The organism is Ensifer sp. Root142 (assembly GCF_001426785.1).
In the GTDB taxonomy this organism is placed as follows: Bacteria; Pseudomonadota; Alphaproteobacteria; order Rhizobiales; family Rhizobiaceae; genus Ensifer; species Ensifer canadensis.
This window is the reverse complement of record NZ_LMFK01000049.1, coordinates 225,195-252,042: the sequence shown is the minus strand read 5'-3', so window position 1 is coordinate 252,042 and position 26,848 is coordinate 225,195. Positions and strand designations below refer to the sequence as shown.

Annotated in this window: 21 protein-coding genes; 14 read left to right on the top strand and 7 right to left on the bottom strand. The window is 61.6% G+C overall.

The genetic code is table 11. The features are described 5' to 3' along the window. Nucleotides 1–11 precede the first annotated feature (11 nt). The 8 genes from ASD52_RS36070 to ASD52_RS36035 all read left to right on the top strand — a co-directional run bounded on the left by ASD52_RS36070 (nt 12) and on the right by ASD52_RS36035 (nt 11,573). Nucleotides 12–2,375: a LuxR family transcriptional regulator gene (locus ASD52_RS36070; protein ID WP_082571923.1), complete on the top strand. Its 2,364-nt coding sequence runs from the start codon at nt 12–14 to the stop codon at nt 2,373–2,375. Between the two features lie 186 nt (nt 2,376–2,561). Then, on the top strand, nt 2,562–3,590 hold the full coding sequence (locus ASD52_RS36065; RefSeq protein ID WP_057226756.1) for an ABC transporter permease: 1,029 nt from the start codon (nt 2,562–2,564) through the stop codon (nt 3,588–3,590). After that, complete coding sequence (locus ASD52_RS36060; RefSeq protein ID WP_025428505.1) at nt 3,590–4,450, top strand: ABC transporter permease; 861 nt, start codon at nt 3,590–3,592, stop codon at nt 4,448–4,450. Before ASD52_RS36065 ends, ASD52_RS36060 begins: the two co-directional genes overlap by 1 nt. Nucleotides 4,451–4,454: 4 nt before the next feature. Beyond that, the gene (locus ASD52_RS36055; RefSeq protein ID WP_057226753.1) at nt 4,455–6,122 is read left to right on the top strand and encodes an ABC transporter ATP-binding protein; all 1,668 of its coding nucleotides are present in this window, start codon (nt 4,455–4,457) and stop codon (nt 6,120–6,122) included. A 49-nt stretch (nt 6,123–6,171) separates the two neighbouring features. Beyond that, the gene (locus tag ASD52_RS36050; protein WP_057226751.1) at nt 6,172–7,731 is read left to right on the top strand and encodes a hydantoinase/oxoprolinase family protein; all 1,560 of its coding nucleotides are present in this window, start codon (nt 6,172–6,174) and stop codon (nt 7,729–7,731) included. Next, complete coding sequence (locus tag ASD52_RS36045) at nt 7,724–8,854, top strand: DUF917 domain-containing protein (RefSeq protein WP_057226748.1); 1,131 nt, start codon at nt 7,724–7,726, stop codon at nt 8,852–8,854. Before ASD52_RS36050 ends, ASD52_RS36045 begins: the two co-directional genes overlap by 8 nt. Then, nucleotides 8,851–9,945, top strand: a complete 1,095-nt coding sequence (locus ASD52_RS36040) for a DUF917 domain-containing protein (RefSeq protein ID WP_057226745.1) — start codon at nt 8,851–8,853, stop codon at nt 9,943–9,945. Before ASD52_RS36045 ends, ASD52_RS36040 begins: the two co-directional genes overlap by 4 nt. A gap of 50 nt (nt 9,946–9,995) precedes the next feature. Further along, entirely contained in the window at nt 9,996–11,573 is a 1,578-nt protein-coding gene (locus tag ASD52_RS36035) for an ABC transporter substrate-binding protein (protein ID WP_025428510.1), read from the top strand. 81 nt (nt 11,574–11,654) lie between these two features. On the opposite strand, the gene ASD52_RS36030 is transcribed toward ASD52_RS36035, so the two are convergent. The 6 genes from ASD52_RS36030 to ASD52_RS36005 form a co-directional block, all read right to left on the bottom strand. Continuing rightward, nucleotides 11,655–11,936 (bottom strand): hypothetical protein, encoded by a 282-nt coding sequence (locus tag ASD52_RS36030; RefSeq protein ID WP_128090383.1) that lies wholly within the window; start codon nt 11,934–11,936, stop codon nt 11,655–11,657. Nucleotides 11,937–12,011: 75 nt separating this feature from the next. Next, nucleotides 12,012–12,737: a TfuA-like protein gene (locus ASD52_RS36025; protein WP_057226742.1), complete on the bottom strand. Its 726-nt coding sequence runs from the start codon at nt 12,735–12,737 to the stop codon at nt 12,012–12,014. Continuing rightward, nucleotides 12,734–13,984, bottom strand: a complete 1,251-nt coding sequence (locus tag ASD52_RS36020) for a YcaO-like family protein (RefSeq protein WP_082571922.1) — start codon at nt 13,982–13,984, stop codon at nt 12,734–12,736. The genes ASD52_RS36025 and ASD52_RS36020 overlap by 4 nt, the downstream gene beginning before the upstream one ends. Nucleotides 13,985–14,002: 18 nt before the next feature. Continuing rightward, nucleotides 14,003–14,227 carry a hypothetical protein gene (locus ASD52_RS36015; RefSeq protein ID WP_025428514.1) on the bottom strand — a complete coding sequence of 75 codons (225 nt, stop codon included), beginning with the start codon at nt 14,225–14,227 and terminating at the stop codon, nt 14,003–14,005. 35 nt (nt 14,228–14,262) lie between these two features. Beyond that, nucleotides 14,263–16,134, bottom strand: a complete 1,872-nt coding sequence (locus ASD52_RS36010; protein WP_063991882.1) for a hypothetical protein — start codon at nt 16,132–16,134, stop codon at nt 14,263–14,265. Nucleotides 16,135–16,163: 29 nt separating this feature from the next. Further along, on the bottom strand, nt 16,164–16,622 hold the full coding sequence (locus tag ASD52_RS36005; RefSeq protein WP_025428516.1) for a helix-turn-helix transcriptional regulator: 459 nt from the start codon (nt 16,620–16,622) through the stop codon (nt 16,164–16,166). Nucleotides 16,623–16,880: 258 nt separating this feature from the next. On the opposite strand from ASD52_RS36005, the gene ASD52_RS36000 reads away from it, so the two are divergent. The 6 genes from ASD52_RS36000 to ASD52_RS35975 all read left to right on the top strand — a co-directional run bounded on the left by ASD52_RS36000 (nt 16,881) and on the right by ASD52_RS35975 (nt 25,680). Continuing rightward, nucleotides 16,881–19,466, top strand: coding sequence for an SH3 domain-containing protein (locus ASD52_RS36000; RefSeq protein WP_057226736.1), 2,586 nt, complete (start codon nt 16,881–16,883; stop codon nt 19,464–19,466). A 181-nt stretch (nt 19,467–19,647) separates the two neighbouring features. Then, nucleotides 19,648–21,726, top strand: a complete 2,079-nt coding sequence (locus ASD52_RS35995; RefSeq protein ID WP_234907897.1) for a mechanosensitive ion channel family protein — start codon at nt 19,648–19,650, stop codon at nt 21,724–21,726. A gap of 27 nt (nt 21,727–21,753) precedes the next feature. Further along, complete coding sequence (locus tag ASD52_RS35990) at nt 21,754–23,208, top strand: lytic transglycosylase F (RefSeq protein WP_057226733.1); 1,455 nt, start codon at nt 21,754–21,756, stop codon at nt 23,206–23,208. A gap of 232 nt (nt 23,209–23,440) precedes the next feature. After that, complete coding sequence (locus ASD52_RS35985; protein WP_051509226.1) at nt 23,441–23,725, top strand: hypothetical protein; 285 nt, start codon at nt 23,441–23,443, stop codon at nt 23,723–23,725. Between the two features lie 90 nt (nt 23,726–23,815). Further along, nucleotides 23,816–24,913, top strand: a complete 1,098-nt coding sequence (locus tag ASD52_RS35980) for a glycosyltransferase family 4 protein (RefSeq protein ID WP_025428521.1) — start codon at nt 23,816–23,818, stop codon at nt 24,911–24,913. Then, nucleotides 24,910–25,680 (top strand): polysaccharide deacetylase family protein, encoded by a 771-nt coding sequence (locus ASD52_RS35975; RefSeq protein WP_057211321.1) that lies wholly within the window; start codon nt 24,910–24,912, stop codon nt 25,678–25,680. The genes ASD52_RS35980 and ASD52_RS35975 overlap by 4 nt, the downstream gene beginning before the upstream one ends. Here ASD52_RS35975 and ASD52_RS35970 read toward each other — a convergent pair. Further along, the gene (locus ASD52_RS35970; protein ID WP_057226730.1) at nt 25,667–26,497 is read right to left on the bottom strand and encodes an MBL fold metallo-hydrolase; all 831 of its coding nucleotides are present in this window, start codon (nt 26,495–26,497) and stop codon (nt 25,667–25,669) included. The genes ASD52_RS35975 and ASD52_RS35970 overlap by 14 nt on opposite strands. Nucleotides 26,498–26,848 lie beyond the last annotated feature (351 nt).

Here is a 26,848-nt window from a genome sequence, read left to right as displayed (position 1 = left end):
GCAGATAATGAATGGCTGATACGTCCCACGAAGCGATCGACATCCAGCGAGATGACCTCCTGCGGCGCATCGCAACGGCAGCGGAGCCGATCGTTGTTCTGGACGCCGTTGCGGGCATGGGGAAATCGACGCTGTTGTCTCAGCTGGCGTCGAAGCTTCAATGTCCCATATGGCGATCGGTGCTTCCGCCTGGCGAAGACACCTTCGGCGAGGTGCTGCTCTGGGACGTGCCGTCGGACGTCCATGAGGCCGAAGTTGCTGCCGGCTGGCAGGACGGGGGCCGACGTGTCGTGATTGCCAAACGACCGCGAACCCGGCTTCTCGGCCTCGATCGGGCGATTGCCTATGGCAAGGCGCTCTGCCTCGGTACTGACGACCTCTGCTTCTCGCTCGACGAACTCGAGACGTCTTATGGTAAGACCGAGGCGGCCCGGCTGCTGGCCGAAACGGGAGGATGGCCGTTTCTGGTTGGGCTGCTGGGCCGGCAATCGCGAGACGAGGCGGCGGTCATTCGCTTTCTGGCAGACGATGTCCTGCGCGAAATGGCAGATTCCGAGCTCGTCCAGCTCAGCCTTGCCCAGCAGGCGCCAAAGCCGTTGGCCAGCGCGGAAGAAGCGGTGCCTGCCTATCTGCAGGCAACCGGCATCGGCGGTGTGCTTGCCGCAGCCCTTGACATGGTGCTGGCCGAACGGCTCAAGGATAGCGCCCGCGTACCAGTGATCTCGGCGGCCTATTCCGCGCACGGCATGCAGACGGAAGCGATCCTTGTCTTGCAGCGCGCCGGGCTTCACGAACTGGCAGTTCGCGCCTTCGTTGCGGCCTTCGGGCGGTATTACATCTTTTTCCACGGTTCCGAGGCGTTCGACCGGGTTCTCGCCGGGTTTCCGGCCGAGCTGGCGGCGCAGAACGAAGGCATCGTGACGGCGCTTGCCATGCAGGCGCTGAAGCGCGGCGAGGTCCTGCGCGCGCAGCGGCTGCTTGCCGATTGTTACGGATCGCGCGCCAACAATGTGCTGAAGGTGCTGAGCGACCGTGCAGCGTTCTCGGCGGCCTTCCGCTCCTTCCGCCTGGTGATGCTCATTTACGAGGATGTCGTGCTTGGCGACGACCTGCTGGAGCAATCGACCACGCTTCTGTCGGAATTTCCGCTCGACGCCGATCTGGAGCGCGGCAGCATCTACAATTCGATCCTGGAGTTCTACATCCGGCGACGGCGGTTCGCTGTCGCGCAGGACATCGCCGACCGTGCGCTCTTCCACTATGAGCGTGCTGGCGTGCCGCTCCTGTGTTTCTACATCAACCTGCACCAGGCGATGATGCATCTGATGAGCGGTGACGCGGTGCGGGCGCGCAAGAATGCTGTCGATGCCGCTGAACAGATGTCGCGCGTACCGTTCGACAGCCCCATGGACAAACGACTGCTGGCACTGCTGGAGGCCTGTGTGGAATATGAGGACGGCAAGCCCGAGCCGCTGGCGCGCTTCCTGACCTCCGAGATGGATGATTTCTCCCATGGGGAGATCTGGCCGAGCCTGATCGAATTCGCGCTTCAATACGGCAGCCAGGCGCTGAGCGAGCATTTTTCGATGATTGCGGCACGAGGCTTCCTCGATCGCTGGCGTGCCTATCAGGTCTACAACAGGCAGTTCCGCCTGATGATCGAGGTCCGGGACGCCGTCATTCTTCAAAACGGCAACCGCTGGCAGGAGGCTGCGGAAAAGCTCGCTTCCGTGCAGGCTCGCATCAACAGAACCTGGGTGGAGGCGGCCGTCGACGAACTGACCCGCCTGCAGGACCGCGACGAGATCGCGCTGGCCGTCGTCTGGCTGCGCCACATCGTCTTCGAAATGCCGGGTCGCGTCCATCTCGACCGACAGCTCTCCGCTATGGCCAGCAATCTCAACCTGACCGGCCGTCAGCGATTGTGCATCGAAGTCTGGCAGGCCTATGTCGCCCGCCGCCGGCGCAATCTGACAAGTGCGCGCTCCATCCTGCAGAAGACCTTCGAGAATGCAGCCCGGCTCGGCACCATCGCGCCACTCTCGGAGGAGCGCCAATTCCTGCGCGAGCTGACGGGCGACCGGCGCATCAGCGATTTCCTGCAGACGACGCCCACCGCGCAGCAGATCATGCGGCGCCTGCGCGATACCGGCCTGCCCAACACGACGCTCGGCGAAAAGAATGGCCTGACTCGACGCGAGACGCGTCTGCTGCTGATGATTGCGGAGGGAGCGTCGAACAAGTTCATCGCCCATGCTTTGGGCTTGAGCGAAGCGACGGTGAAATTCCATCTCGGCAATCTCTATCGCAAGCTTGGCTGCGGTCGTCGGCGCGAAGCGATTACCGCGGCAAAGGCACTCGGCGTCATTTCCTGACCAGGTTGCAGCCGGCATGATATGCGCCACTCCTTCGTGTGGGCCAGATCAAAACCTATACCTTTCTTGTCAAAACCTATCCTTTCAAGCCGTTGTGCAAACGACCCTTTCGGCTTGAAACTGCCCTCGACCGCAAAAAGCGGCAGACAGGCCGGGCGATAACCGGCCGAGGGGAAAGGGTTGCCAATGGGCAATTATTACGTCGCATTGTTTGCGCGGCGCGCGGTCGGCTTCCTCATGGTGCTGTTCGTGTTGTCGCTGATGATTTTCGTCCTCGCCCGCATCGTGCCGGGCGATCCGGCGCGCATGGCGCTCGGTCCGAGCGCAACCCAGGAGCAGGTCGACCAGCTCCGGCAGCGCATGGGGCTCGATGAGCCACTGGTCACCCAGTATGTGAGCTATGTCAGCCATGCGGTGACCGGCGATCTCGGACGCTCGATCGTATCCGATCGGGAAGTCAGCGCCGATATCGCCACCTTCCTGCCGGCGACGCTGGAGCTTGTGATCGCCACCATCGTCATCATCTTCGCAGTGGCCGTGCCACTTGGCGTATTGACGGCGCGCTACAGAAACAGCTGGATCGACAATAGCGGCCGCTTCTTCTCGCTCATCGGCGTCACCATTCCGAGCTTTCTCTTCGCGGTTACCCTGCAGATCATTGCCGCGGATCATTTCCCTTCCTGGCCCACACTCGGCCGGGTCGATTTCCAGCTCGGCGCGCCCGGTGGCCCGACAGGCTTCCTGTTGGTCGACAGCCTGCTTGCCGGACGCCCGGATGTGTTTCTGAGCGCGCTTCAGCATCTGGTCTTCCCAGCGCTGGCTCTGGCAATGGCCGGTATCGGGCAGATCACCCGCATCACCCGCTCGGCCATGATCGATCATCAGCGTCGCGATCATGTGCTGACGCTGAAGTCCTTCGGCGTGCCGGACCGCGTCATCGTGTTTCGCTATCTGCTGAAGCTTTCGTCGATCGCGCCATTGACGATCATGGGGCTCGAATTTGCCTCGCTGATCGGCAACGCCTTCGTCGTCGAAATGGTCTTCTCCTGGGGCGGCTTTGCCTCCTACGGTCTCGACGCCATCCTGCAGAAAGACCTCAACGCCGTCATGGCGGTGGTCCTCGTCTCGGGTATTTTCTTCATCGCCGCCAATCTCGTCATCGACCTGATCATCAGCATCCTTGATCCGCGGCTTCGCTTCAAGGAGGCCCGCTGATGCAGGATACAACCCGCCTGTCCGCCGGCTACATGACCTGGTACCGGTTCAGCCGAAATCCGGCCGCCGTGATCGGCGCGCTGATCGTGCTCTCGGTCATCGCCATGGCCATATTCGCGCCGCTGATTGCGCGCTTTCCCGAACATGTCGGCGCCGTCGTCGACTTCCGCAACCGTCATATGCCGCCGGATGTCGACAACTGGTTCGGCACCGACAAGGCCGGTCGCGACATCTTCTCGCGCACGGTCTTCGGCTTCCGGGTGTCGCTGCTGCTCGTCATCGGCGTGCTTGGCGTGGCAGTGCCGATCGGCTCGGCGCTGGGCATGATCGCCGGTTATGCCGGCGGCCTGACGGAGCGGCTCTTAACCGGCTTTACCGATATCATGCTGGCGATCCCTCCGCTGGTGATGGCCCTGGCGATCGGCAACGTGCTTGAGCCCAATCTGGTCAATGCCATGCTGGCGATCACCCTGCTCTGGTGGACCTGGCATGCCCGCCTTGTCTATCGCGTCACGAAGTCGATCGCGGCGGAAGACTATATCGAGGCAGCGCGGCTCGCCGGCGCCAGCCACCTGCACATCCTCGCCAAGGAGATCCTGCCGAACTGCATCTCGGTCATCTCGGTGAAGACGACGCTTGATGCTGCCTTCGTCATCCTCTTCGGCGCGACGCTCTCCTTCCTCGGCCTCGGCGTGAAACCGCCGACACCGGACCTCGGCTCGATGGTTGCCGACGGCCGGCAGTTCCTGCCGGAGAAGTGGTGGGAGGTTCTGGCCCCGGGCTTTGCGATCTTCTACGCCACGCTCGGCTTCAACCTGCTCGGCGACGGGCTGCGCGACATGTTCGATGTGGAGGCCTGAGACGATGAGCACTCCTCTCCTCAAGGTCGAAGACCTCAATATCGCCTTCACCACCTATGGCCGCCGCCAGCATATCCTGAAGGATGTTTCCTTCGAGATCGGCCGGGGCGAGCGCGTGGCGCTGATCGGCGAGACCGGTTCGGGCAAGTCGGTCACCTCAAAGGCGATCCTCGGTACGCTTCCGGACAATGCCCGCATCGAAAGCGGCAACATCGAATATGACGGCAGACGGGTGCTCGATATGTCCGGCCGCGAGCGCGAAGCGTTGAAGGGCACGGCGTTCTCGATCATCATGCAGGACCCGTTGTCTTCGTTCAATCCGGTGTTCCGGATCGGCCGGCACCTCGACGACGTCATGTATTACGCCGATCGGCGCGATGGCGTCCGAAGCTCGGCGAAGGACCGCAAGCAGCGCATTTTCGAGGTCCTTCGTCGCGTGCAGCTCCAGGATCCGGAACGGGTCTTCGACGCCTATCCCTCGCAGCTTTCCGGCGGCATGCGCCAGCGCGTGCTGATCGGCCTTGCGCTCCTGCATCAACCGCAACTGCTGATTGCCGATGAACCCGGCACGGCACTTGATGTGACCACCCAGGACGAAATCCTGAAGCTGATCAACCGGCTGGTCGACAGCGAGGGCCTTTCCCTGCTGATGATCACGCACAATCTCGGCGTGGTCCGGCAAACGGCGGATCGCGTCTTCGTCATGCGCCATGGCGAGATCGTCGAAAGCGGCAATCTGCGCCAGATCTTCCAGGCGCCGCGGCAGCGCTACACGATCGATCTGATCGATGCGATCCCGCCGCTTTACGGGCCGAAAGTGGTCGATCAGCCGGTTTCATCGAATGCGCCGATCATCACGCTCGAAGGGGCCGGGAAGATCTATGTCGAAAAGCCCTTCCTTGGCCGCATGAAGCGCCACGAGGCGGTCAAGCCGGTGACGCTGTCGGTGCCCGAGGGCGAGATCTTTGGCCTCGCCGGCGAATCCGGTTCCGGCAAGACCACCATTGCCCGCATGGTGATGGGGCTGATTGCGCCGAGTTCCGGCACGATCAGCGTTGGCTTGCCTGCGCAGGCAAGCGCGTCGCAACGGCTGACCCAGATCGTCTATCAGAATCCCGGCACGTCCTTAAACCCCAAACGAACGGTGACGCAGACCTTGGCCGTACCGCTCAGCCATGTCGGTCTTCGCGGCAAGGCAGCGACAGTGCGGATGGAGGAACTGATGGCGCTGGTCAATCTGCCGTCCGCCTACCTCTCGAAGTATCCGCACGAGCTTTCGGGCGGGCAGAAGCAGCGCGTGGCGATCGCCCGGGCGCTTGCGGCCGAGCCGAAGATCATCGTTCTCGACGAACCGACGTCGGCGCTCGACGTCTCGGTGCAGAAGCAGGTCATCGCGCTGCTGCAACGCCTCAGGGACGAGCTTGGGCTGACGTATTTCTTCATCTCCCATGACCTTTCGCTGATGCGCAATTTCTGCAGCCGCATCGCCATCATGCTGAAGGGCGAGATCGTCGAGGAGGGGCGCACGGCGGATGTCTTTGCCGACCCCAAGCATCCCTACACCCGCGCGCTCATCTCGGCGATCCCGGTGATGAGCGACGAGGAGGAAGCATTGAAACCAACGGTAAGCGTCGAGGAGAGAGCGCGCTTCCTGGTGAGATCAACGGCATGAGGCCGAACGAGGAAACAGGGCCGAAGGCCCGCCAACAAGGAGACTGTCCGTGTATCGATTGGGAATAGATGTCGGGGGTACGAACACCGACGCCGTCATCATGGAAGGACGGAGTGTGCTGTCGGGCGTCAAGGCGTCGACGACGGAAGACGTGACGACAGGCGTCATCGAAGCGCTGGAAGGTGCGATCGCCAAGGCCGGCATCGATCGGTCGAAGATCAGCACCGTGATGATCGGCACGACGCATTTCACCAATGCGGTGATCGAGCGCAAGCACATCAACCATGTCGCCGCCATCCGGCTCGGCCTCCCGGCAACCGCCTGCCTGCCGCCGATGGTCGACTGGCCGAACGATCTCGCCGAGGCCGTTGGCCATCACACCTATCTCGTGCGCGGCGGCTATGAATTCGACGGCCGTGCCATCGCGCCGCTCGACGAAGAAGAACTGATCCGCATCGCCGCCGACATTCGCCTCAAGAACGTCAAGGCCGCTGCCATCACCTGCGTCTTCAGCCCCATCAACGCCGAGATGGAGCAGCGGGCCAAGGCTGTCATCGAAAAACATTGCCCTGGCCTTCCGATCGTCGTCTCCGGCGACATCGGCCGCATCGGGCTCCTCGAGCGTGAAAGCGCCGCCATCATGAACGCGAGTCTGTTGTCGCTTGCGGCCAAGACGGTGGACGCCTTCGCCAAGGCGCTGAAGGATGCCGGGCTTTCCTGCCCGTTCTTCATCACCCAGAACGACGGCACGCTGATGGCGGCTGCCACGGTCAGAAGCTTCCCGGTTCTGACCTTCGCCTCCGGCCCGACCAATTCGATGCGCGGCGCAGCCTTCCTGACCGGCCGCAAGGAGGCGATCGTCGTCGACATTGGCGGCACGACCTCCGACGTCGGCGCGTTGCACCACGGCTTCCCGCGCCAGGCGGCGACAATTGTCGACGTCGGCGGCGTGCGCACCAACTTCCGCATGCCCGATGTGTTCTCGATCGGGCTTGGCGGCGGCTCGCTGGTGCGCGAACTTGCCAATGGCGAGGTTACGGTCGGCCCGCAATCGGTCGGTTATCGCATCGCCAAGGAGGCGCTGGTCTTCGGCGGCCAGACCCTGACGACGACGGATATCGCCGTCGCCCTCGGCAAGGCCGATATCGGTGATGCGTCCAAGGTCGCGCATCTCGACCGGGCACTCGCCGAAAAGGCTCATGCCCGGATCGTGTCGATGCTGGAAAACTCGGTGGAGCGCAGCCGCGTCTCGTCCGATCCGATCCCGGTCATCGCGGTTGGCGGCGGTTCGATCCTGATGCCGGACAGGCTTGGGGATCTGGAGGTCATCCGACCTGAGAATTTCGCCGTCGCCAATGCGGTCGGTGCGGCCATCGCCCAGATCAGCGGCGAAGTCGATCGCGTCTTTGCGCTCGAAAAGGGTTTGACGCGCGAAATCTGCCTGAAGCAGGCGGAGCAGGAAGCGACGGAACGTGCGCTTTCGGCCGGCGCCATCGCCGAAACGATCCAGGTCATCGAGCGGGAGGACGTGCCGCTCGCCTATCTGCCGGGCAATGCCACCCGCATCCACGTCAAGGTTGTCGGCGAAATGGGAGGCTTCCATGGCTGAGCGTGCACTGAAGGCCCTGAACTACGATCCGTCCGATCTCTGGGTGCTCGACGAAGAGGACCTGGAGGCGCTGGAAATCGGTGCCGGCATTCTCGGCACCGGCGGCGGCGGCAACCCCTATATCGGCAAGCTGCGAGCGCGGCTTGCGATGCGCAGCGGCTACAACCTGTCGATCCTGCCGCTCGACCGGCTGGCGGACGATGCGCGCTGCATCTCGCTCGGCGGGATCGGTGCACCGGTCGTTGCCTATGAGCGCCTGAAGGAAGGACGCGAAGGCCTGCGGTGTGTTCGCGCACTCGAAGAGCATCTCGGTATCGCCATCGACGCGATCGTCTGCGAAGAGATCGGCGGAGCCAATTCGATGGAGCCGCTGATCGCGGCCGCCTTTGCCGGCCTGCCGGTCGTTGATTGCGACGGCATGGGGCGCGCCTTCCCGGAAATGCAGATGACCACCTTCTCGATCTACGGTCATCGCTCGACCCCGAGCGTCATGTGCGACCTGCACGGCAATGTCGTCCTGTTCCAGCACGCGGCATCCGAACTCTGGCACGAGCGAATGGCGCGCGCCTGCGTCGTTTCGCAAGGGGGCGCATCGACACTCGCCTCGGCACCGATGACGGGTTCCTTCCTTAAGAAGTACTCGATCCCGCATTCCTACACCCAGGCGGTCTCGCTCGGGCGGGCAGTGCTGAAGGCGCGGCGCGAGCACGCCGATCCGGTGGCGGCCATCTGCGCCCAGGAAAACGGCCGACAGGTTTTCTCCGGCAAGATCGTCGATCTCGAACGCCACCTGCGTGGCGGTTTCGTCATCGGTGAAGCCAAGCTTGCCGGCATCGATGCCTTCAACGGCGACACCGCCTCGGTGATGATCCAGAATGAAAACCTCGTTTTCAGCCGCAACGGCGAAGTCGAAGTGTCGGTGCCGGATCTGATCATCGTTCTGGATGTCGACAGCGGCAACGCGATCACCACCGAAATGCTGCGCTACGGCCAGCGCGTCGCGATCGTGGCATTGCCCTGCCATTCGCTGCTGCGGTCGGCTGCAGCGCTTGAGGTGGTCGGCCCGAAAGCCTTCGGCTTCGACGACATCACCTTCAAGCCGATCGAGGAGATGCAGCCATGAGCGAGCGGCTCATTACCGCTGCCGACATGGAAGCGATCGCCATCGGCGGTGCCTATCTCGGCACCGGCGGCGGCGGCGATCCCTATATCGGCAAGCTGATGGCCCGAACTGCAATCGAGGCGAACGGTCCGGTCCGCGTGGTTCAGCCCGATGCCATCGCCGATGATGCGCTCTGCGTCCCCGTCTTCATGATGGGCGCGCCGACGGTAATGGTGGAAAAACTGCCACGCGGCGACGAGGCGCTGGAGGCGCTGCGCCAGCTCGAAAGGTTTCTCGGACGCAAGGCCGATGCCCTGATCTGCGTGGAAGCCGGCGGGTTGAACTCGACCATCCCGTTTGCCGTGGCCGCTGCAACCGGCTTGCCGCTGATCGACGGGGACGGCATGGGTCGCGCCTTTCCCGAGCTGCAGATGGTGAGTTTTACCATGCATGACATCAGCGCCACGCCGCTGGTTCATGCCGATGACAAGGGCAACAGCTCGATCATCAATGCGGTCTCGAACCTGTGGACCGAACGGCTGGCCCGCGTCCAGGCGATCCAGATGGGCGGCGCCAGCCTTGTCGCCGCCTATCCGATGACCGGCGCGCAGATGAAGGCCGGGATCCTGCGCGGCACGCTCAGTCTCATCAAGGGTATTGGCGAGACGATCGCCGCCGAGCGTGCCGCCAAGCGCCATCCCGGCATCGCGCTTCGTGAGCAGTTCGACGGTCGGCATCTGTTTACCGGCCGCGTCGTCGATGTCGACCGGGCGACGACCGGCGGATTTGCGCGGGGGAGGGCCGTGCTCAAGGGCATCGACGGTTTTGTCGGCCGCATCTTCGAAGTCGCGTTCCAGAACGAGTTCCTGGTTGCCCGCGGCGATGGGGGACAGGTCATCGCCTCGACGCCGGACCTCATCTGCGCGCTCGACGCCGATGGCGGGCTGCCGGTCACCACCGAGCAGTTGCGCTACGGCCTGACGGTCGAGTTCACCGGACTTCCCTGCGATCGCCAGTGGCGGACGGCCAAGGGGCTCGAACTCGCCGGCCCCGGCTACTTTGGCTACGACCATGCCTACGAGCCGGTCGAGGCGCTCAATCCGGCCGCCTGAAGGCGGCCGATCCGAAAAACAACGACAATCAACGAAAAGGGAACTGAGACATGAAGAGAACACTGATCACAGGGCTGCTTCTGGGGCTGGTGCAGACAACGGCACTCACCGCCCCGGCCGCGGCTCAGGAGAAGGTGTCGATCGTCGTCAATGCGACGCAGGAATTCGGCACCATCGATCCCGGCAAGATCAACGACTACACGGAATACATGGCCGCCGTGAACCTCTATTCGGGCCTGACGACAGTCAACCCTGATGGCTCCGTGGTGCCGGAGCTTGCCGAAAGCTGGAGCGTTTCAGACGACGACAAGACCTATACCTTCAAGCTGAAGGAAGGTGCGACATTCCAGGATGGCACGCCGGTCAAGGCCTCCGATGTCGTCTACACCGTCAAGCGCCTGCTGGCGATCAACGAAGGCCCGTCCTACCTTTTCACCGATATCGTCGACCCGGCCAAGCTGAAGGTCGTCGACGACCGGACCGTCGAGATCGGGCTGAAGAAAGTCTACGCGCCGTTCATCAGCAACACGCCGCTGATCCTTGTTCTCAACGAAAAGCTGATCAGGGAAAACAGCAAGGAAGAGTGGGGGACGGGTTATCTGGCCGATCACCCGGCCGGCGCCGGGCCTTACATGCTCTCATCCTGGCAGCGTTCGTCGCAGATGGTCGTCAATCGCTACGAGGGCTATCACGGCGGCTGGAGCAAGGGTAAGCCGATCGACGAGATCCGTTTCGTCATCACCCATGACGAAGCAACGGTGAAGGCGCTCGCGGCCAAGGGCGAACTCGGGATGTCGGCGCGCGCCCAGGCAAACGAGACCTTCGAGGCGATCGAGAAGATGCCGGGCTACAAGATCCTGCGCGGCACGACGGCAACCGGCTTCTACATCAAGATGAACACCAAGGTGCCGCCGACGGATGATATTCACGTCAGGCGTGCGATTGCGCTCGCAACCGACTATGAAACGGTGCGCAACGTCATTCATCCCGGCGAACCGATGAACGGACCGCTGGCATCCGTGTTCAAGGACGCCTATCTCAACGACCTTCCTGCCCCGGAGTACAACCTGGAGAAGGCGAAGGAAGAACTCGCCAAGTCGAAATATGCCGGCAAGGGGCCGATCAAGCTCAGCCATACCTATGTCACGGGCTTGGCCTTCGAAGAAGATATGGCGCTCTTGATGCAGGCCAATCTGGAGCAGATCGGCATCGAACTCGACATCAAGCCGGAACCGTGGAACCGCATCACCGAACTGGCGGCCAAGGTCGAGACGACGCCAGCGACCACGCAGGTCTTCTATGGCCCGACCTATCCGTCACCCGACAGCGTCTTCTATGTGCAGTACCACTCCAAGGCGAAAGGCACCTGGGCCTCGATGGAATGGCTGCAGGATCCTGAGGTCGACGCCCTGATTGACAAGTCACGCGAGACGCTGGATCCCGCCGCGCAAAACGATCTTTATAAGGAGATTCAGCGCAAGGTCGCCGATGCACAGGCCGATGTATTCCTGACGGTGGAGTCTCAGCGTTATGCAGCAAGCAAATGCCTGCAAGGTTACGCCTATATCCCGATGCAGAGCTGGGACCTGAACTTCTCGCGTTTCTGGTGGGATTGCCAGGCCGATTAAAATGAAAAGCCCTGCTTTGCGGGAGCGCGAAGCAGGGCCTTTTTCTGTGCCACCAGCGAAATTGAAGTCGACCTCGTCTGCTCAGCAGTTTCCCAGGCTGGCGCGGCTCATGAGTTCGTTGGTCAGCAGTGCGGTCTTGTCGCCGCATTCCTCGACTTCCTTAAGCAGCGCGGCGAGCGCCAGCTCGAGGCAATATTGAACGCCTTCGACATTCAGTGTGCGCGAAGAATCGCGCGCGTAGGTGACAAGGCGGGCCAGCGCGAGCAGCTCCTTCTCCTTGTCTTCAGGTTCAAAGGACATGGCGATCGAAGATTGCATGATTTTCCCCAGTTCCCTACGGATCGGCCCGATCCGCTTCAACATGGCAAATCATAGCGTGACTTTTTATTGATGCGCGTGACATCAGCGTGACACACGTTGCATGGGAAATCTGCATTCTTAGGATGAAGCGACAAGTTGATTGAGCAACCGCTTCCAAAGGCTTGTAGAATTGAATGCCCAGCCTCCCGGGACCTTCGTCTTTTGGGCGGGGGCGGAGCGCATGATGTCGAGCAGATCGAGGGCATCGAGGCGCTTCCGGTCTACCGAGCCGGTTGTGAGAAGCGCCTCTATCCGTTTCACATCCGTGGTGGATGGAAGGTTGGCACGCGCCACGATCGCCGACCAGTTGCGGTGCTTGTAAAAGATCTCGGCGGACGCCATCCGCAGTTGCTCCGCAGACGCTGCGTCGATCTGTTGGCGCGCGCGCAAATCCTCAAGCGTCGCCACGACATTGACCAGCGGCAGGGTCAAGGGCAGATAGCCCAGTTCCGCCGGGCCATGGAGAAGGGCGACATCGGCATCGTCTTCAAGCTCGCCCGTCGCATATTGCTGATAGATCCTGCCGACGCCGATCATGCCGAAGGTCGCGCATTCGGCGGCGCGAAGCGCGCCCATACTGGCGGCGCCGTAGATGCGCACACCTTCGGATAACGCGAACAGGATCTCCTTGTGCCACACGGGTGCGACCTGTTCGAAGTGACCGTCGACGAGCCCGATGACAGTGGCGCCGTCCTGCGTGGCGCGCAGGATGTCGCCCTGTACGGCTGGCGGGCGCAACACGATGTCGGTGCCGATGAGCGCTTGCGCGTCCGGTAAGGTCGGGCCGGCAAAGAGGATCTTCATGCGACCTCCAGCGCGCGCGACAGTGCCCTTGCGCCAAAACGGCGCTTGCGTGCTCCATCGGGATTTTCGAGTTCCGGTACGAAGATTTTTATCACGGAGAACGGTAGCGGCGCGGCGAGTAGTGGAACCGCAACGACAGTCCCGATACCGGCGTGCTTCAACGCTTCGAGCACGTGCTTGAGCAGCGAGTTGGCTCCGTTGCCAGCGACCGAGGCGAGGGGGTTGCGTGCGCCCGGCGCTGCCTCGAACAGTTGCTGCGTCTCGCGCGGCAGCCTGCGTGTGAAGGTTTCCGGAAAAACATCGTCGCGTGCGCCACTAATATAGGTGAGACGCGATTGCGCCGCCTCGGTGATGGCGCGGATTGCGGCGCGTCGCGGATCGGGATGGGCGCCATGGCCGATGGTGACGTCATGGTAACGCGGCTCTTTCGCCGCCAGAATGCCCGCATCCGCGATAACGGCGGTGAGGCAGGGGATGCCGATGTCACTGGTCATGTCGAACAGGCGGAACGTCAGGCCCGCTGCAGCAATGCGGCGCGTCATGTCGTTAATGATGGGATCGTCGAGCAGATCGGCGTCGATGCAGGTGCGCAGTCGCGCCGTCAGGGACAGCAGCCGCCACAGGGTCTCGGCATCGCGTTCGATCCGCTCCAGCAGGCCGTGCAGAACTGCCTCGCTTTCGGTGTTGCCGGAGGCAAGCCCGTCCGACGACTGCCAGTAGCGGCAGCGCTCGAGCGTGCGATCGAGCAGTACCGCCTGAAGTGGAACGAAGGTCGCCTGTTGATCGAGAAGGTCGAAGCCGCGCAGCCACGCCGTTGCTTCGTCATCGTCAAGATCGGCTTCGCCGGCCGCTACAAGGCCCGGAAGGGTGAGCGCCCTTTCGCCCTTTTCCAGCAATGCACGCCGCGTCGCGTGCGTTGTTGGTGCTGACGGGTTGCAGGCGACCGCGCGCTCCAGCGCTTCCATCGCCGCCGATACCTTCGCGTCGATATCGGTGATCCCTTTACCCTGGTTGATGACGATCGACTTCGCATTCGGCGAAACCGCGTTCCAGACGGGTATGCCGATGCTATCGAGCCCGGTCAGACGGGCAAGCCTGCTGATGCCGAGTGAGGGCAACAGAGGAGCGACGCGCGCGAAGGTCTCTTCGGGCGCGCAGACACGGTCGGAGTAATGATCTGCAATGTAAGGATTGTCCGAAATCGGGCGGCTTTCGCTCGCCCGATCTGAATGTGTGTCCGAAGCCATGCGCAAGCGCGCCGAGACTTAGCCGTCCATGAACCCGCCGGACACGGAGCCCGCGGAGTTTGCACGCACGGCCAAGTTGACACCCTTGACCACCGTTGCGCCTGCGTTCCTGTGCTCATTGGCCGAAGCCAGGGCGCCCGTGAGCGGATCTACAATGCGTGTGACAGTTCCCGTCCCGAGATCGGCCAGCCACAGGCCATCGTCGCCCTCAACGCCAAATACAACTACCTGAGTCGTCGTCATCATCTTTCCCCTTGTCCCTCATGTGGTGATGATACTTAGAATCCGGCCTTGCGCAGGCCTTCGCAGTAATGGGTTCGCTGCCATTCCTCGCGGAACGGAACGATCGCAATCCATTTGTCCAGGTTGAAGTCCGGGTGGACCTCAAACGTCTTGCGCACGTATTGGCCAGCCTTCTTGCGATTGCCGAGCATACCCCAGCTCGCCGCGGCGAGACGATCGGCCGGGGTGGGATCGCGCATCCGCTCGATATAGTCAAGTGCTTGATCATATTGCGAAAGTGAGTAGCAGGCGCCGGCGGCGGTCCAGAAATATTCGTCCGGAGCCATCGGGTTGAGATTGATTGCCGCTTCGATCTTGCGCAGGCCGCCATCCGGGCGCGAGGCCTGTACAAGCGTATCGGCGTAGCTGGCAATCACATTGGCATGCTGCGGGCTGAGCGCTTCGGCCCTCTCATGGAATTCGATGCTTTCGTCGAATTGCCGGCTGTAGAGTTTGACGACACCGAGCTCGCGGTAGCCCGCCGCAAGCGTATCGTCGATGGCGATCGCATCACGGGCGTGCTGTTCGGCAAGCGCCAGAAGTTCGCTGTCGCCGCGGGCGGTCAAAAGCCACTCGACGAAATAGCTTCGCGCAAGTCCACTCATCGCCGGAGCCAGATCGGCATTCTGGCTGAGCGCCTCGCGGAAGCTCTTCCGGGCGCGACGGACCTCGGGCAGGTTGAGTTGCTTGAGATAGCGCTGGCCGAGCAGGTAACTGCGATAGGAACTCCCGTTGCTTTCATAGGTCTTGCGCATGGTCTCGTTGCGCTCGACCTGGCTGGCAATGGCAAACGCGATCTGTCGCGCAATCTCCTGGCGTGACCTCATCAAGCCATCGTCATCGAGCGTGAAACGATCGGCCCAGATCACTTCGTCGTTGGCGAAGAAGATCAGCTGCGTAAACAGTGTCTGTCGGCTGCCTTCGTTCGTCAGGCGCGTATCGAGGATATAGCTGATGGCGTGTTGTTCGTAGGTGCTGGCCTTGTCCGCCTGCAGGCTGATCTGCGCTGCCGTGTAGGGCGCTATCACCGAAACCGAGCGGAGCGCGCAAAGGCCGATGGTCACGTCCTCGATCAGGGAGTGAGCAAACAGCGTGGCAGCAGCGTCGGCATTGCCGGCACCCGGCGGCAGCAGTACCACACGCGGCGGACGGGTTTCGCCCGTGGTCTCCAGCAGCTGGATGTTGGTCAAGCTAGACGGTGGTGCCGCCTTGGCGGTTGCGGCCACCAGTCCGCCGCCCGAAAGAAGGCGCGTGTCATAGTGCCGGCCCTCCAGCGTCAGGACGGTCTTGAGGATTTTGCGAACCTCGTCGTCGTCGGGGTTCTTCTCCAGAAGCTTGACGGCAGCGGACCTGACGAGCTTTCGATCCGGGCCGGTCGCAATCTCGGCCGCATTGATCAGGCACTCGCGCAGCAGGGCTGCGTGATCGGCGCGCCGTTGCTCGATCCATTCGTGAAGCGCTCGGCCCTGCGACTTCAAATCCTTGAGAAAATCGTCACGGAATTTCTCCCCGGCCCATTGGAAGCGCGATAGCGCGTCCTGCTCGGCGTTCCGGCCGATGTCGTCGAGGTCGCTCGCAATCGAATCCGGCTGCATCCGAACAGTCGATGGCGAAAAACTGAGGAACGTGTGGCCGAGTTCTTCCTGACGCGACGTGATGCGGGAGATTGTCTTGCGCAGATTGACCAAGGCCTGGCTCGGAACGACTTCGTTCCACAAGAGCTTGGCGACATCGTTTCGGGATTGCTCGCGATGGCCGCCGGCGATCGCCTGAGCGAGAATCAGCAGACCCTTCTCAGGGAAAGCGACATCGCAGTCGTCTTCGTCAACGAGACGTAATCGCCCGAGGGTCTGCAATCTAAATTTCATCTGGCTATCTCATCGGCAACCGGTGGCGGCTATCCATGCAGGTCTGGGGCGGGCGCAGTGCTGCCGTGGGCTGCGACTGTTTCCGCCTCGGGTGTCTGTGCGACGGCAGCCACCAGCGAGATGATTTTCTTGCGCAGGACCGGATCGGTAATCTTCAGGAAGGCCCGATTGAGCGCAATGCCCTCCTTTGACGAGACGAAGGACGAGATCTCGTTCGGCTCGCGGACATCGCCGAGGCCTGCCCTCGGGGATGCACCCTCTTCGCCTTCCTGGAAGAAGAAGCTCGGATTAACGCCGAGAACGTCGGCGATGGCTTGCAGCCGGCTGGCACCGATGCGATTCGTGCCCTTTTCGTACTTCTGGACCTGCTGGAACGTAATTCCGAGGCCGTCTGCGAGCTTTTCCTGGCTCAACCCGGCCATCAACCGACGCATCCTGACGCGGGAACCGACAAAGACATCAATCTGGCTGGGTGCTTTTGTGTTCACGTGTGTTTCCTCCGCATGTAGGCGTGACCAAATCATACATATGAGTTTGCTCGAATAAATGACTCGATGCAATCACTACGCGCCAAAACACGGATAATTGCGCTGTATGGCACGACTCATTCCCCATTGGATGGCAGGCGTTACGGCCGTTGTTACTGTTACGTACTTGCGCCCGGCCGGGGCAGCGGGTTGCTGTTGAGCAATGTGGGCCATGCCCGCCTGCAACGAAGTCCATTTCGGCAACGTCGGAGATGCGAGATGCGCGGAATAACCTTGACCTTGACGCTACTTTCCATAGCCGCTGCGCCGGCGTTGGCTGGTCCGGCCACGACGACTGCATCGGTCAATTTTCGGGCAGGCCCCGGCACCGGCTTCGACAGCATGGGGAAGATAGATGAGGGCGGACAGGTCGACGTCAAGGAATGTGACGATTCCGGCACCTGGTGCGCCGTCAGCTTTGAGGGGAAGGACGGTTTCGTCAGCGGCAAGTATCTGAACGCTGCCGATCCGAAAGCCCTTGGCTGGCCACGCGCCTACAAGACCGACAAGGGAGCGACGATCACACTCTACCAGCCACAGGTGAACGCCTGGAAGAATTTCGTCGATCTCGACGCCCTGATCGCCGCCGAATACAAGCAGTCCGACGATGCCAAGCCGATTTTCGGCGTCATCGGCGTCACCGGCAAGACCGTGACGGACAGCGGCTCGGACGAGGTCGTCGTCTCCGATATCAAGGTCAACGAGATCAACTTCTCGGTTCTCGATCGTCCGGAACTCGCCGACCTGGCACTGGAAGTCGGCAAGTTGATGCCTGTAGGCACGATAACGCTGTCGGAGGACAAGCTGACCGCGAGCCTTGCCGACTATGAGCGGCTCGGCAATGTCGAAGGGCTGAAAGCAGATCCACCGCCGATCTATGTCAGCAAGGAGCCGGCGGTGCTTGTCCAGACCGACGGCAAGGCGGTGTTTGCGCCGGTCAAGGGCGTCGAGGGTCTTTCCTTCGCCGTCAATACCAATTGGGACTTGTTCAAGCTCGACGCCGACAGCACCTACTACCTTCGCAACGAAAAGGCGTGGTTGCAGTCGAAAGACCTGTCGAGCGGCTGGCAGGCCGCAACGTCGCTGCCGAATATCTTCGGCAAGTTGCCGGATGATGACAACTGGAAGGACGCCAGGGCGGCAATCCCGCTTGCCACCGGTGAGGGCGTGACGCCAAAGGTCATCTATTCCGACAAGCCGTCAGAATTGCTCGTCTTCAACGGTGAACCGAAGCTCGAGGCGGTGCCCGGGACCGGCCTGAAGATCGCGACGAACACCGAGAGCGATGTCTTCTATCTGCCCGCGGATTCGAACTGGTACGTTCTTGTCTCCGGCCGCTGGTTCTCTGCCGCGTCGCTTGATGGTCCCTGGACCTTCGCCACGCCTAACCTTCCACAGGATTTCCAGAATATTCCGGAGGATGCCTCCTATTATACGGTCCGCTCTTCGGTTCCCGGCACCTCGGAGAATGCGGAAGCGCGACTGAAGGCGAGCATCCCCGAAAAGGCTCGCGTTTCGTTGGACGGCTCGGTCAAGGTTGACGTCGCCTATAGCGGAGACCCGAAATTCGAGAAAATCGACGGAACGTCGCTCACCTACGCCGTCAACACCAATGAGACGGTCATCAAGGTTGCCGACAAGTATTTCGTGTTGAAGGATGGAGTGTGGTTTGTCGGCGATACGCCGACCGGGCCGTTCACCGTTGCGAAGGCCGTTCCGGACGAAGTCTACACGATCCCGCCGTCGTCGCCTGTCTACAATGCCACCTATGTCCGGATCTACGAGACCGAGCCGGACGCAGTCTGGTTCGGATATACCATGGGGTATCTCGGCGCGTATCTTGCCTGGGACACGTTCGTCTACGGCACCGGCTGGTACTATGACGACTACTGGGACTACGGCTGGGCCGGTGGCGGCTATTGGCCATATTATCCGCGCCCGGTAACCTATGGCGTCGGCGCATTCTACAATCCGGCGGTAGGCACATTCGGTCGTTACGGCTACGCCTATGGCCCCTATCGCGGCATCGCTGCCGGCGCTGCCTACAATCCACGCACCGGCACCTATATCCGCGGTGCGGCAGGCTATGGACCTGCGGGTGAACGCGGCTTTGTCGCAGCCTATAATCCCCGTACCGGCAACGCTGCAATCGCGCGCGGCGGGAACAATGTTTACGGCAGCTGGGGGACGGCCGCCGTCAAGCATGGCTCGGACTTCGCCCGTATCAGCGGCGGGTCGACCGCTGGCGGCGCCGGTGCGCATTGGCGCACGTCCGATGGCAACCACGGATTTGTCGCAGGAGGCAAGGGCGGCGACGTCTATGCCGGACGCGACGGCAATGTCTATCGCCGCGACGATGGCCAATGGCAGAAGCATACGCCCGACGGATGGCAACCGGTTCAAAAGCCATCGATTCAGGATGCGAAGAAAGCCGGCCAGCAGTTCGCGACCCAGCACCCGGATGCGGCGCAGAACCTGAACAAGCGCATAGACAATCGCGGTCAGATCGGCGACGGCAGCGCGATTGGTGACCGTGCACCCGACCATCTGGCAATCGACCGTGCGGGCCGCCAGATCGGCAATCAGCGTTCATTCGAACATCAGTCCTTCGACCAGCGGCCGTTGAATTTCCCGAGCGGCGGCGGCTTCGGAGGGGGCGGGTTCGATCGCCCCGGCGGATTTGGCGGTGGTGGCGGCGGATTTGGTGGCGGTGGCTTCCACGGCGGCGGCGGCGGATTCTCCGGCGGCGGTGGTTTTCACGGAGGTGGTGGCTTCCACGGTGGTGGTGGTTTCCGGCGCCGTTGACCGCAGAAATGTGCACCGAAAACGGAAGTTGGTATAAACGTCGGGGACTGTGTTAGCGTTTGTGCAAATGAGAACAGGAATCGATCGGCTCTCGCCGGTCGTTGGGGGTATGGTCAGCATGGTCGGTGTCAGTTCGTTGCGTGGATTCTGGGGGCCGATGGCCCGCGTTCTCGCTTTCTTGATGGTGTTCCTAGGACTTGCGTCCGCAAGCCACGCGCAGAGCCAAGGCTCCACGTCCGCTGCGGAGCCGGCCAAGGTTCAGCAACTGATCGAGCTGCTCGATGATCCGGAAGTGCGGCAATGGTTGGCCACCAAGCAGCCGGCGGCGCCCGGTGCGACCGCGCCGGCGGCAACGACATCGGCCGATGCCAAGCCGGAGCCCGGATTTGCGGCCCGCTGGACGGCTGAGATCCGCCACCATCTGACCGGCATCACCAACGCCGTGCCGCGCATTGGCCCCGAGTTCGACGCGGCGCGCATCCGCCTCGCTGGAGACATGGAAAACCATGGCTCCGCCCCGATCCTCAAGGGATTCCTCTTGATTTTGCTGGTCGGGTACGGCGCCGAATACGCGCTACGCTATCTTTTGAGGCGGACGTTGCGTTCGGCGGCCTTGACCGGGGCGGCGCGCACGATTCTGGTCAAGGTGCTGCCGCTCCTGGTGTTCGCTATTGCCACGACCGCCGTGCTCGCCGTCGCTGAGTGGCCATCGCGGCTTGAAGAAACCATCGCGCCGCTCCTGGTTGCCTGGATCGGAGCCCGCTTGCTGATCACCAATGGGGCCGCAGTAATGTCTGGTGGAGCGGTCGATGCGACCGATCCATCCGGTCGAGCCGGCTATCTCTCGCTGACGGCTGAGGATGCGCGTTTTTGGTACCGCTCGTCAGTGGCAATCATTTGTGCCGCCGCCGCCATCTGGGGTATCGGCGACGCCATGCAGGCCCTTTCTGTCGCCCCCGACGTTCGCAACCTTGTGGCTGCCGCGCTCGGTCTTATCGTGCTTGCACTTGCAATCCTCACCGTGCTGAGGAGACCAGCCGCAACCACAGGATCGCGCCGTGTGGTCGGCAACATTCTGCTGGTCTCCTTCCTGGTGCTGCTTTGGGTGCTGTGGGTGGCCGACATGAGGGTTCTGTTCTGGATCGGCCTTTACTTCATCGGCTTGCCGCCGCTCCTGCGCTTCACCAGTGCCTTTGCCCGCACGATGCTGGATGTATCGGCGGACGACGATATGCGCGTCATGCGCAATGTGCTGATCGAACGCGGCGCCAGATTGGCGATCATTGCCTTGGCGGCCGGATGGCTCGCGCTTGTCTTCCGCGTCAACGCAGCGATGATGGTCCAGGACGACGTTTTCAATCGGATTTTCCGTGGTGCGCTTGCCGGTGTCGTCATTCTGCTCGCGGCTGACTTGATATGGCAGTTGACGAAGAGCCTGATCAGCCTGCGCGTCAAGCACGCTACCGTCGAAACGACTGACCCCTCCGAACGCGCACGCAACACCCGCTTGCTGACGCTGATGCCGATCCTGCGCAATTTCCTTGCGGCCTTCATCCTCGTGGTGGCGCTGCTGATGGTGCTTTCCGGCCTTGGCGTTCAGATCGGCCCGCTGATTGCCGGCGCCGGCGTTTTTGGCGTCGCCATCGGCTTTGGTTCTCAAACCCTGGTCAAGGATGTGATCAGCGGGATCTTCTACATGATGGATGACGCTTTCCGCATTGGCGAGTACATTCAAAGCGGCAGCTACAAGGGGACGGTGGAATCCTTCAGCATACGCTCGGTGAAGCTGCGGCATCATCGCGGTCCGGTCTTCACCGTGCCGTTCGGGTCTCTTGGTGCGGTTCAGAACATGAGTCGCGACTGGGTGATCGACAAGTTTATGATCAATGTGTCCTACGAGGCCGACATCGCCAAGGTGAAGAAGGTGGTGAAGGGCATTGGCGCGGCGCTTCTCGATGATCCCGACTTGGGGCCGACGATTATCGAGACGGTGAAGATGAAGGGCGTCGAGAGCTTCGGTGACTATGGCATCACCTTGAGTTTTGCGATGACGACCAAGCCGGGACATCAGACACAGGTCCGGCGCCGGGCACAGGCGATGATCAAGGAGGCCTTTGACAAGAACGGCATCTCCTTCGCTTCGCCGACAATGCACGTGGCCGGCGACGAACAGAACGCGGCTGCGGCAGCCGCGACGCGCGATGCGATCGCCAAGAAGAATGCAGCGGCAGCGCTCGCCGAGGGTGCACCACCGGAATAGGGTTTTCTCTGGCTGGGGAGGCCATAAATGAGACGCCTCGCATTGTTTCTGCTGTTCTTCGCCGTGGCGGGGACCGGACGTCTATGGGCTCAATCGGACGAAAGTACATTCCAGCCGATCATCGCCCCGCATATGGGTGATCTCGACGTCATGGAGAAGCGGCGGCTGGTGCGGATCATCGTGCCCTTCAGCAAGACAATCTACTTTATCGATCGCGGTCGGCAGCTCGGCACGGCAGTCGAGTTCGGAACGGCGCTCGAAAAAGAGCTGAATGCCGGGCGAAAGAAGGAGATCGAAAAGATAAGGGTCGCATTCGTGCCGATGGCACGTGGGCACCTGTTGACGGCGCTCGAGGAAGGCCTTGGCGACATCGTCATGGGAAATCTCACGATCACCGAGGCACGGCTGGCCAAGGTTGACTTCACCGATCCGTTGTTCAACGAGGCCAAGGAAGTACTGGTTACGGGACCGTCGGCGCCGGCGATCGCCAATCTGGACGATCTGAGCGGCCGGGAAGTCCGGGTTCGTACGTCCAGCAGCTACCACGAGCATCTGGTCGCGCTGAGCGATGGTTTCGTCAAGGCTGGGCGCGCGCCGATCACGATCAAGGAGATGGACGACAATCTCGAAGACGAGGACATTCTCGAGATGGTGAATGCCGGCCTTTTGCCCTGGGCGGTGGTCGACAGATACAAAGGCAGCATCTGGGCTACGGTGTTCACGGATATCAAGATGCGTGACGATATCGTTGTGTCCGATCACGGACAGATTGCCTGGGCGATCCGCAAGGATAGTCCTCGGCTCAAGACCGCGCTCGATGCCTTCGTCAAGACCCACCGGGTCGGCACCACCTTCGGCAACATCCTGAAGAACACCTACTACAAGAGCGACAAGATGCTGAAGCGTGCCTATGCGCCTGAGGACATGGAGCGCTTCCAGCAGCTGGTCGAGATTTTCCGCAAGCACGGCGGTACCTATTCCTTCGACTACCTGATGCTGATGGCGCAGGGCTATCAGGAATCGCAGCTTGACCAGTCCCGGCGCAGCCCGCGCGGTGCAGTCGGCATCATGCAGCTTCTGCCGTCTACCGCCGCCGACAAGGCTGTCGGCATCCATGGCATCGACAAGGACCAGAACCTGAATGTCGAGGCCGGATCGAAGTATCTGAGGTACCTGATCGATACCTATCTCGATGACCCGGCGGTCACGCCGCGCAACCGCATGCTCTTCGCCTTCGCGGCCTATAACGCCGGCCCCGGCAATTTGCGCAAGTTCCGTGCAAAGGCAAAGGACATGGGCCTCGATCCGAATTTGTGGTTCGGCAATGTCGAAAATGCCGCGGCCGCGATTGTTGGGCGCGAGACGGTTCAATATGTCAGCAACATCTACAAATACTACGTTGCCTACGGGTTGCTGGCGGAACAGGCTCAGGAAGCCACCACAATAAAATCCTCGGCCGCTGCCAATGCCAGTGCGCAGTAGATTTGCGTCACGTCGTCTTGAGTGGCCCGCGCCCTTCTTGACGACAGAGACCCGAAAGCCAACTGGACCTGATGGTGCCGACCGGCCTATTGAATGATGCCTTCAATCAATCGGATGAAGGCATTTTTGGGCGAGTGTGAAATGTTGCGGCGACCATGACGTACGTTTTTGAGGCGCTGGATACTGGGTCACGAGCGCCTCGTCCGGGGCCGGCCCGAAGGAGGTTTTGGTGATGGTTGTATCGAGACGCGCGTTCCGTCCCTGCGGGCCATTGGTGCTGCTTGCAGTGTTGGGCCTGGCTCTGGCCGGCTGCACCACTCCGGATCTGGAGCCGATACCGGGAAGCATCACCTATGGCGGCCAGCCGAGGACGAAGCTGACGAAGGCGCCGGTGGGCAGCATGGTGCCGCATACTTTCGTGAGCGGCAACAGCTTTGTCAAAGAGACATACATTATCCAGCCGGATCGATCGCTCAGGCTTGTTCGAAGGGACTATTTCGACATACCTGTCAATTGATCCGGTTAAGGTCCGTGTGCGGCCCGAAGGCCGGCTTGCACTGCCGCTGCCGTTGACAGTGTCAAACGAAGACGCGATAGCTCGATCTGCATGAAAATCGCCTTCTACGCACCGCTGAAATCCCCCAGCCACCCCGTTCCATCCGGTGACCGGCTGATGGCGCGCCTGTTGATCGACGCGCTGCGGCAGGCGGGACATGAAGTGTGGATTGCCAGCGATTTGCGCAGCTTCATGGCGGATGCCAGCGAGGTACAATTCGCGTCGCTGGCGGCAGCCGCGGCCAGCGAAACGGAGCGTCTTCGCACGCTTTGGCAGTCCCTAACGCCACCTGATGTCTGGTTTTGCTATCACCCCTATTACAAGGCGCCGGATCTGATCGGGCCAGGGCTTGCTGCCGAGTTTTCCATTCCCTACGTCACAGCCGAGGCCTCCTACTCCTTCCGCCGCAATGAAGGCGTTCGCGCTGTTGCTCAACGGCATGTACTGCGCGCCATTGAACAGGCCGCGGTCAATATCTGCCTGACGCAGCGGGATCGAGATGGCCTGGTCGAGGCAGCACCCACCTGCCGGCAGGCGATGCTTCCCCCCTTCATCGATACGGCTCCGTTTACACGGGCATTCCGCAGTGCTGCGGATGGTTGTCGCCTCGTCACCGTGGCGATGATGCGCAGCGGCGACAAGATGGAGAGCTATCGTATGCTTGCCAGATCCCTGTCGCTGGTTGTCGATCGGCCCTGGACGATGACCGTTGTGGGTGATGGGCCGTGCCGGCAGGATGTCCACGACGTTTTTTCCACTTTGCCGGCAGACCGATTGATTTGGCTTGGCGAAAAAGATGCGAGCGACATCCCAGGCATCCTCGGTGAAAGCGCGCTTTATCTTTGGCCGGGCTGCGGTGAAGCCTATGGGCTGGCCTATCTCGAGGCACAGGCTGCCGGACTGCCTGTCGTTGCGCAGCGCACAGCGGGCGTGCCCGAGGTGGTGCGGGATGGCGAGACCGGGCTGTTGACACCCGAGGGGGACGTCGATGCCTATGCGGCAGCGATCCGCTGTCTGATCAACACCCCAGAGACCCGCCAACGGTTTGGCGAAAATGCCCGACGTTTCGTCCACGAAGAGCGGTCCTTCCCCGCCGCAGCACGGCGATTGGGCGAGATTTTCAAAGAATTTCTGGAGGAGCCCGCGTGACCATTGATGCCAACTGGCACTTACTCGTCGATGAACTCGATCGCGCGCACGTGCGGGGACGAAAGGTCGACTTCTGGCTGAGGGACGACGATGCCATCGAGCCGAGTGTTCCGCTCGACCGGCTTCTGTTACTTGCCGCAAGCCATGCGGTGCCGGTGACGCTCGCCGTGCCGCCTGCGCCGGCAACCGAAGCGCTGGCGCGACGTCTCGCCGGCCTTGCCGATGTCTGCGTGACGGTGCATGGCTGGGCGCACCGCAATCATGCGCCGCCTGGCGAGAAAAAGCAGGAACTCGGTGCCCACCGGCCGCACGTCTTGATCCTCGATGAATTGCGATGCGGCGTCGAGCGTCTGCAAACGCTCTTTCCCGAACATTTCATTCCGATGCTCGTCCCGCCGTGGAACCGGATCGATCCGGCCCTGCTGCAACGACTGCCCGAGGCTGGATTTGCCGCCCTTTCGGTTTTCGGACCGGAGAAGCCGTCGCCTTTCCCGCTGGTCAACACTCATGTTGACGTCATGGATTGGCGCGGTACGCGCGGATGTCGGGACCACGGGCTTATCATTGCCGATATCGTCTCGCGCACGCGGCAGGTCAGCGGCGACATAGAGGGCAAGGAGCATCAGTCGGGCCGCACGGTCGGTCTCTTGACCCATCACCTCGTGCACGACGAGGCCGTCTGGGATTTTCTCGAGAAGCTCTTCACCGTCACGGCCGGGCACCCCGGTTGCCAGTGGCGTCAGGCGAAAGACCTCATAGATCGATGATCTGACCGTCACGGGCAGCGAACGCACCGGCAAACATGGACTGTACGTCGATTTCCATCGCGTCCAGCTGTGCGTCTGTTCGCGCGGGGTCGTGATGGAACATTGCCAAGCGCTTGACGCCGGCGGCCATCGCAAGGCGCGCGCCATGCATCCCGGTCGAATGACCAAAACCGCGAAAATGCGTCATCTCGCTTTCGAGATAAGTGCAGTCGTAGATCACCAATTCGGCGCCGGCGATGAGCTCAAGGACCGCCGGGTCGAGGATGCCGGGTTCGTGTTCGGTGTCGTAGACGAGCGCCACTGCGCGGCCGTTCCATTCGACGCGATAGCCGACGCAGCCGCCGGGATGGGTAAGGCTCGTCGTGCGGATCGTCACGCCCTCGCGCGGTGTCAGCACGTCTCCGGGCTTGAAGTCGACGCCTTCAAGGCTTGCCTGACAGATATCCGGATCGACGGGGAACCATGGCGGCCGCATGAAATCGCGGATCATTTCCTTGGTCGTCATCAAGCCGTGCAGATGCCCCGACCAGAACCGCACCGACGACTGACACTTGTAGATTGGCTTGAAATACGGAAGGCCGATGATGTGGTCGTAGTGGCTGTGCGTAAAGAAGAGGTCGTAATTATCGACGCCTTCGGCAATCAAAGAGGCGCCCGCTTCGCGCAATCCTGATCCTGCATCGAAGAGCAACACTTCCTTGCCGCATCGAATTTCGATGCAGGATGTATTTCCCCCATAGCGCAGGAACTGCTCGCCGGATACCGGCAAACTCCCTCTTACGCCCCAGAACCGCACTCGAAAATTGTCTTCTTGCATTCCTGTTTCGGCTTCACGCTGTCCGCGCAAGCCTAGTTGCCTGCGCTTAACTGATAGACAAGCACATATGACCACCCCCCTGCAATGGCATGGGTTATTGTTTAGACATTAACCTTATCAATGCCCACAAATGACGATGGCATATTCGATGTTGTGTCGGGTGGTCCGAAGCCTTGTTGCGGGCAGTGGCCAACGGCCGTTTTGCAACAATCGTCAGGCTTTTCGGGAGCTTATCCGGCGACGTGGCCATCGCAGCTGTTGCTCCTCCTCGAGCTGATGCAGCGAATTCTTGCAATCGCCAGCGGATATGAAGCGGCACATCCCAAGCGTTGCTTCTGCCTCTACTCATGA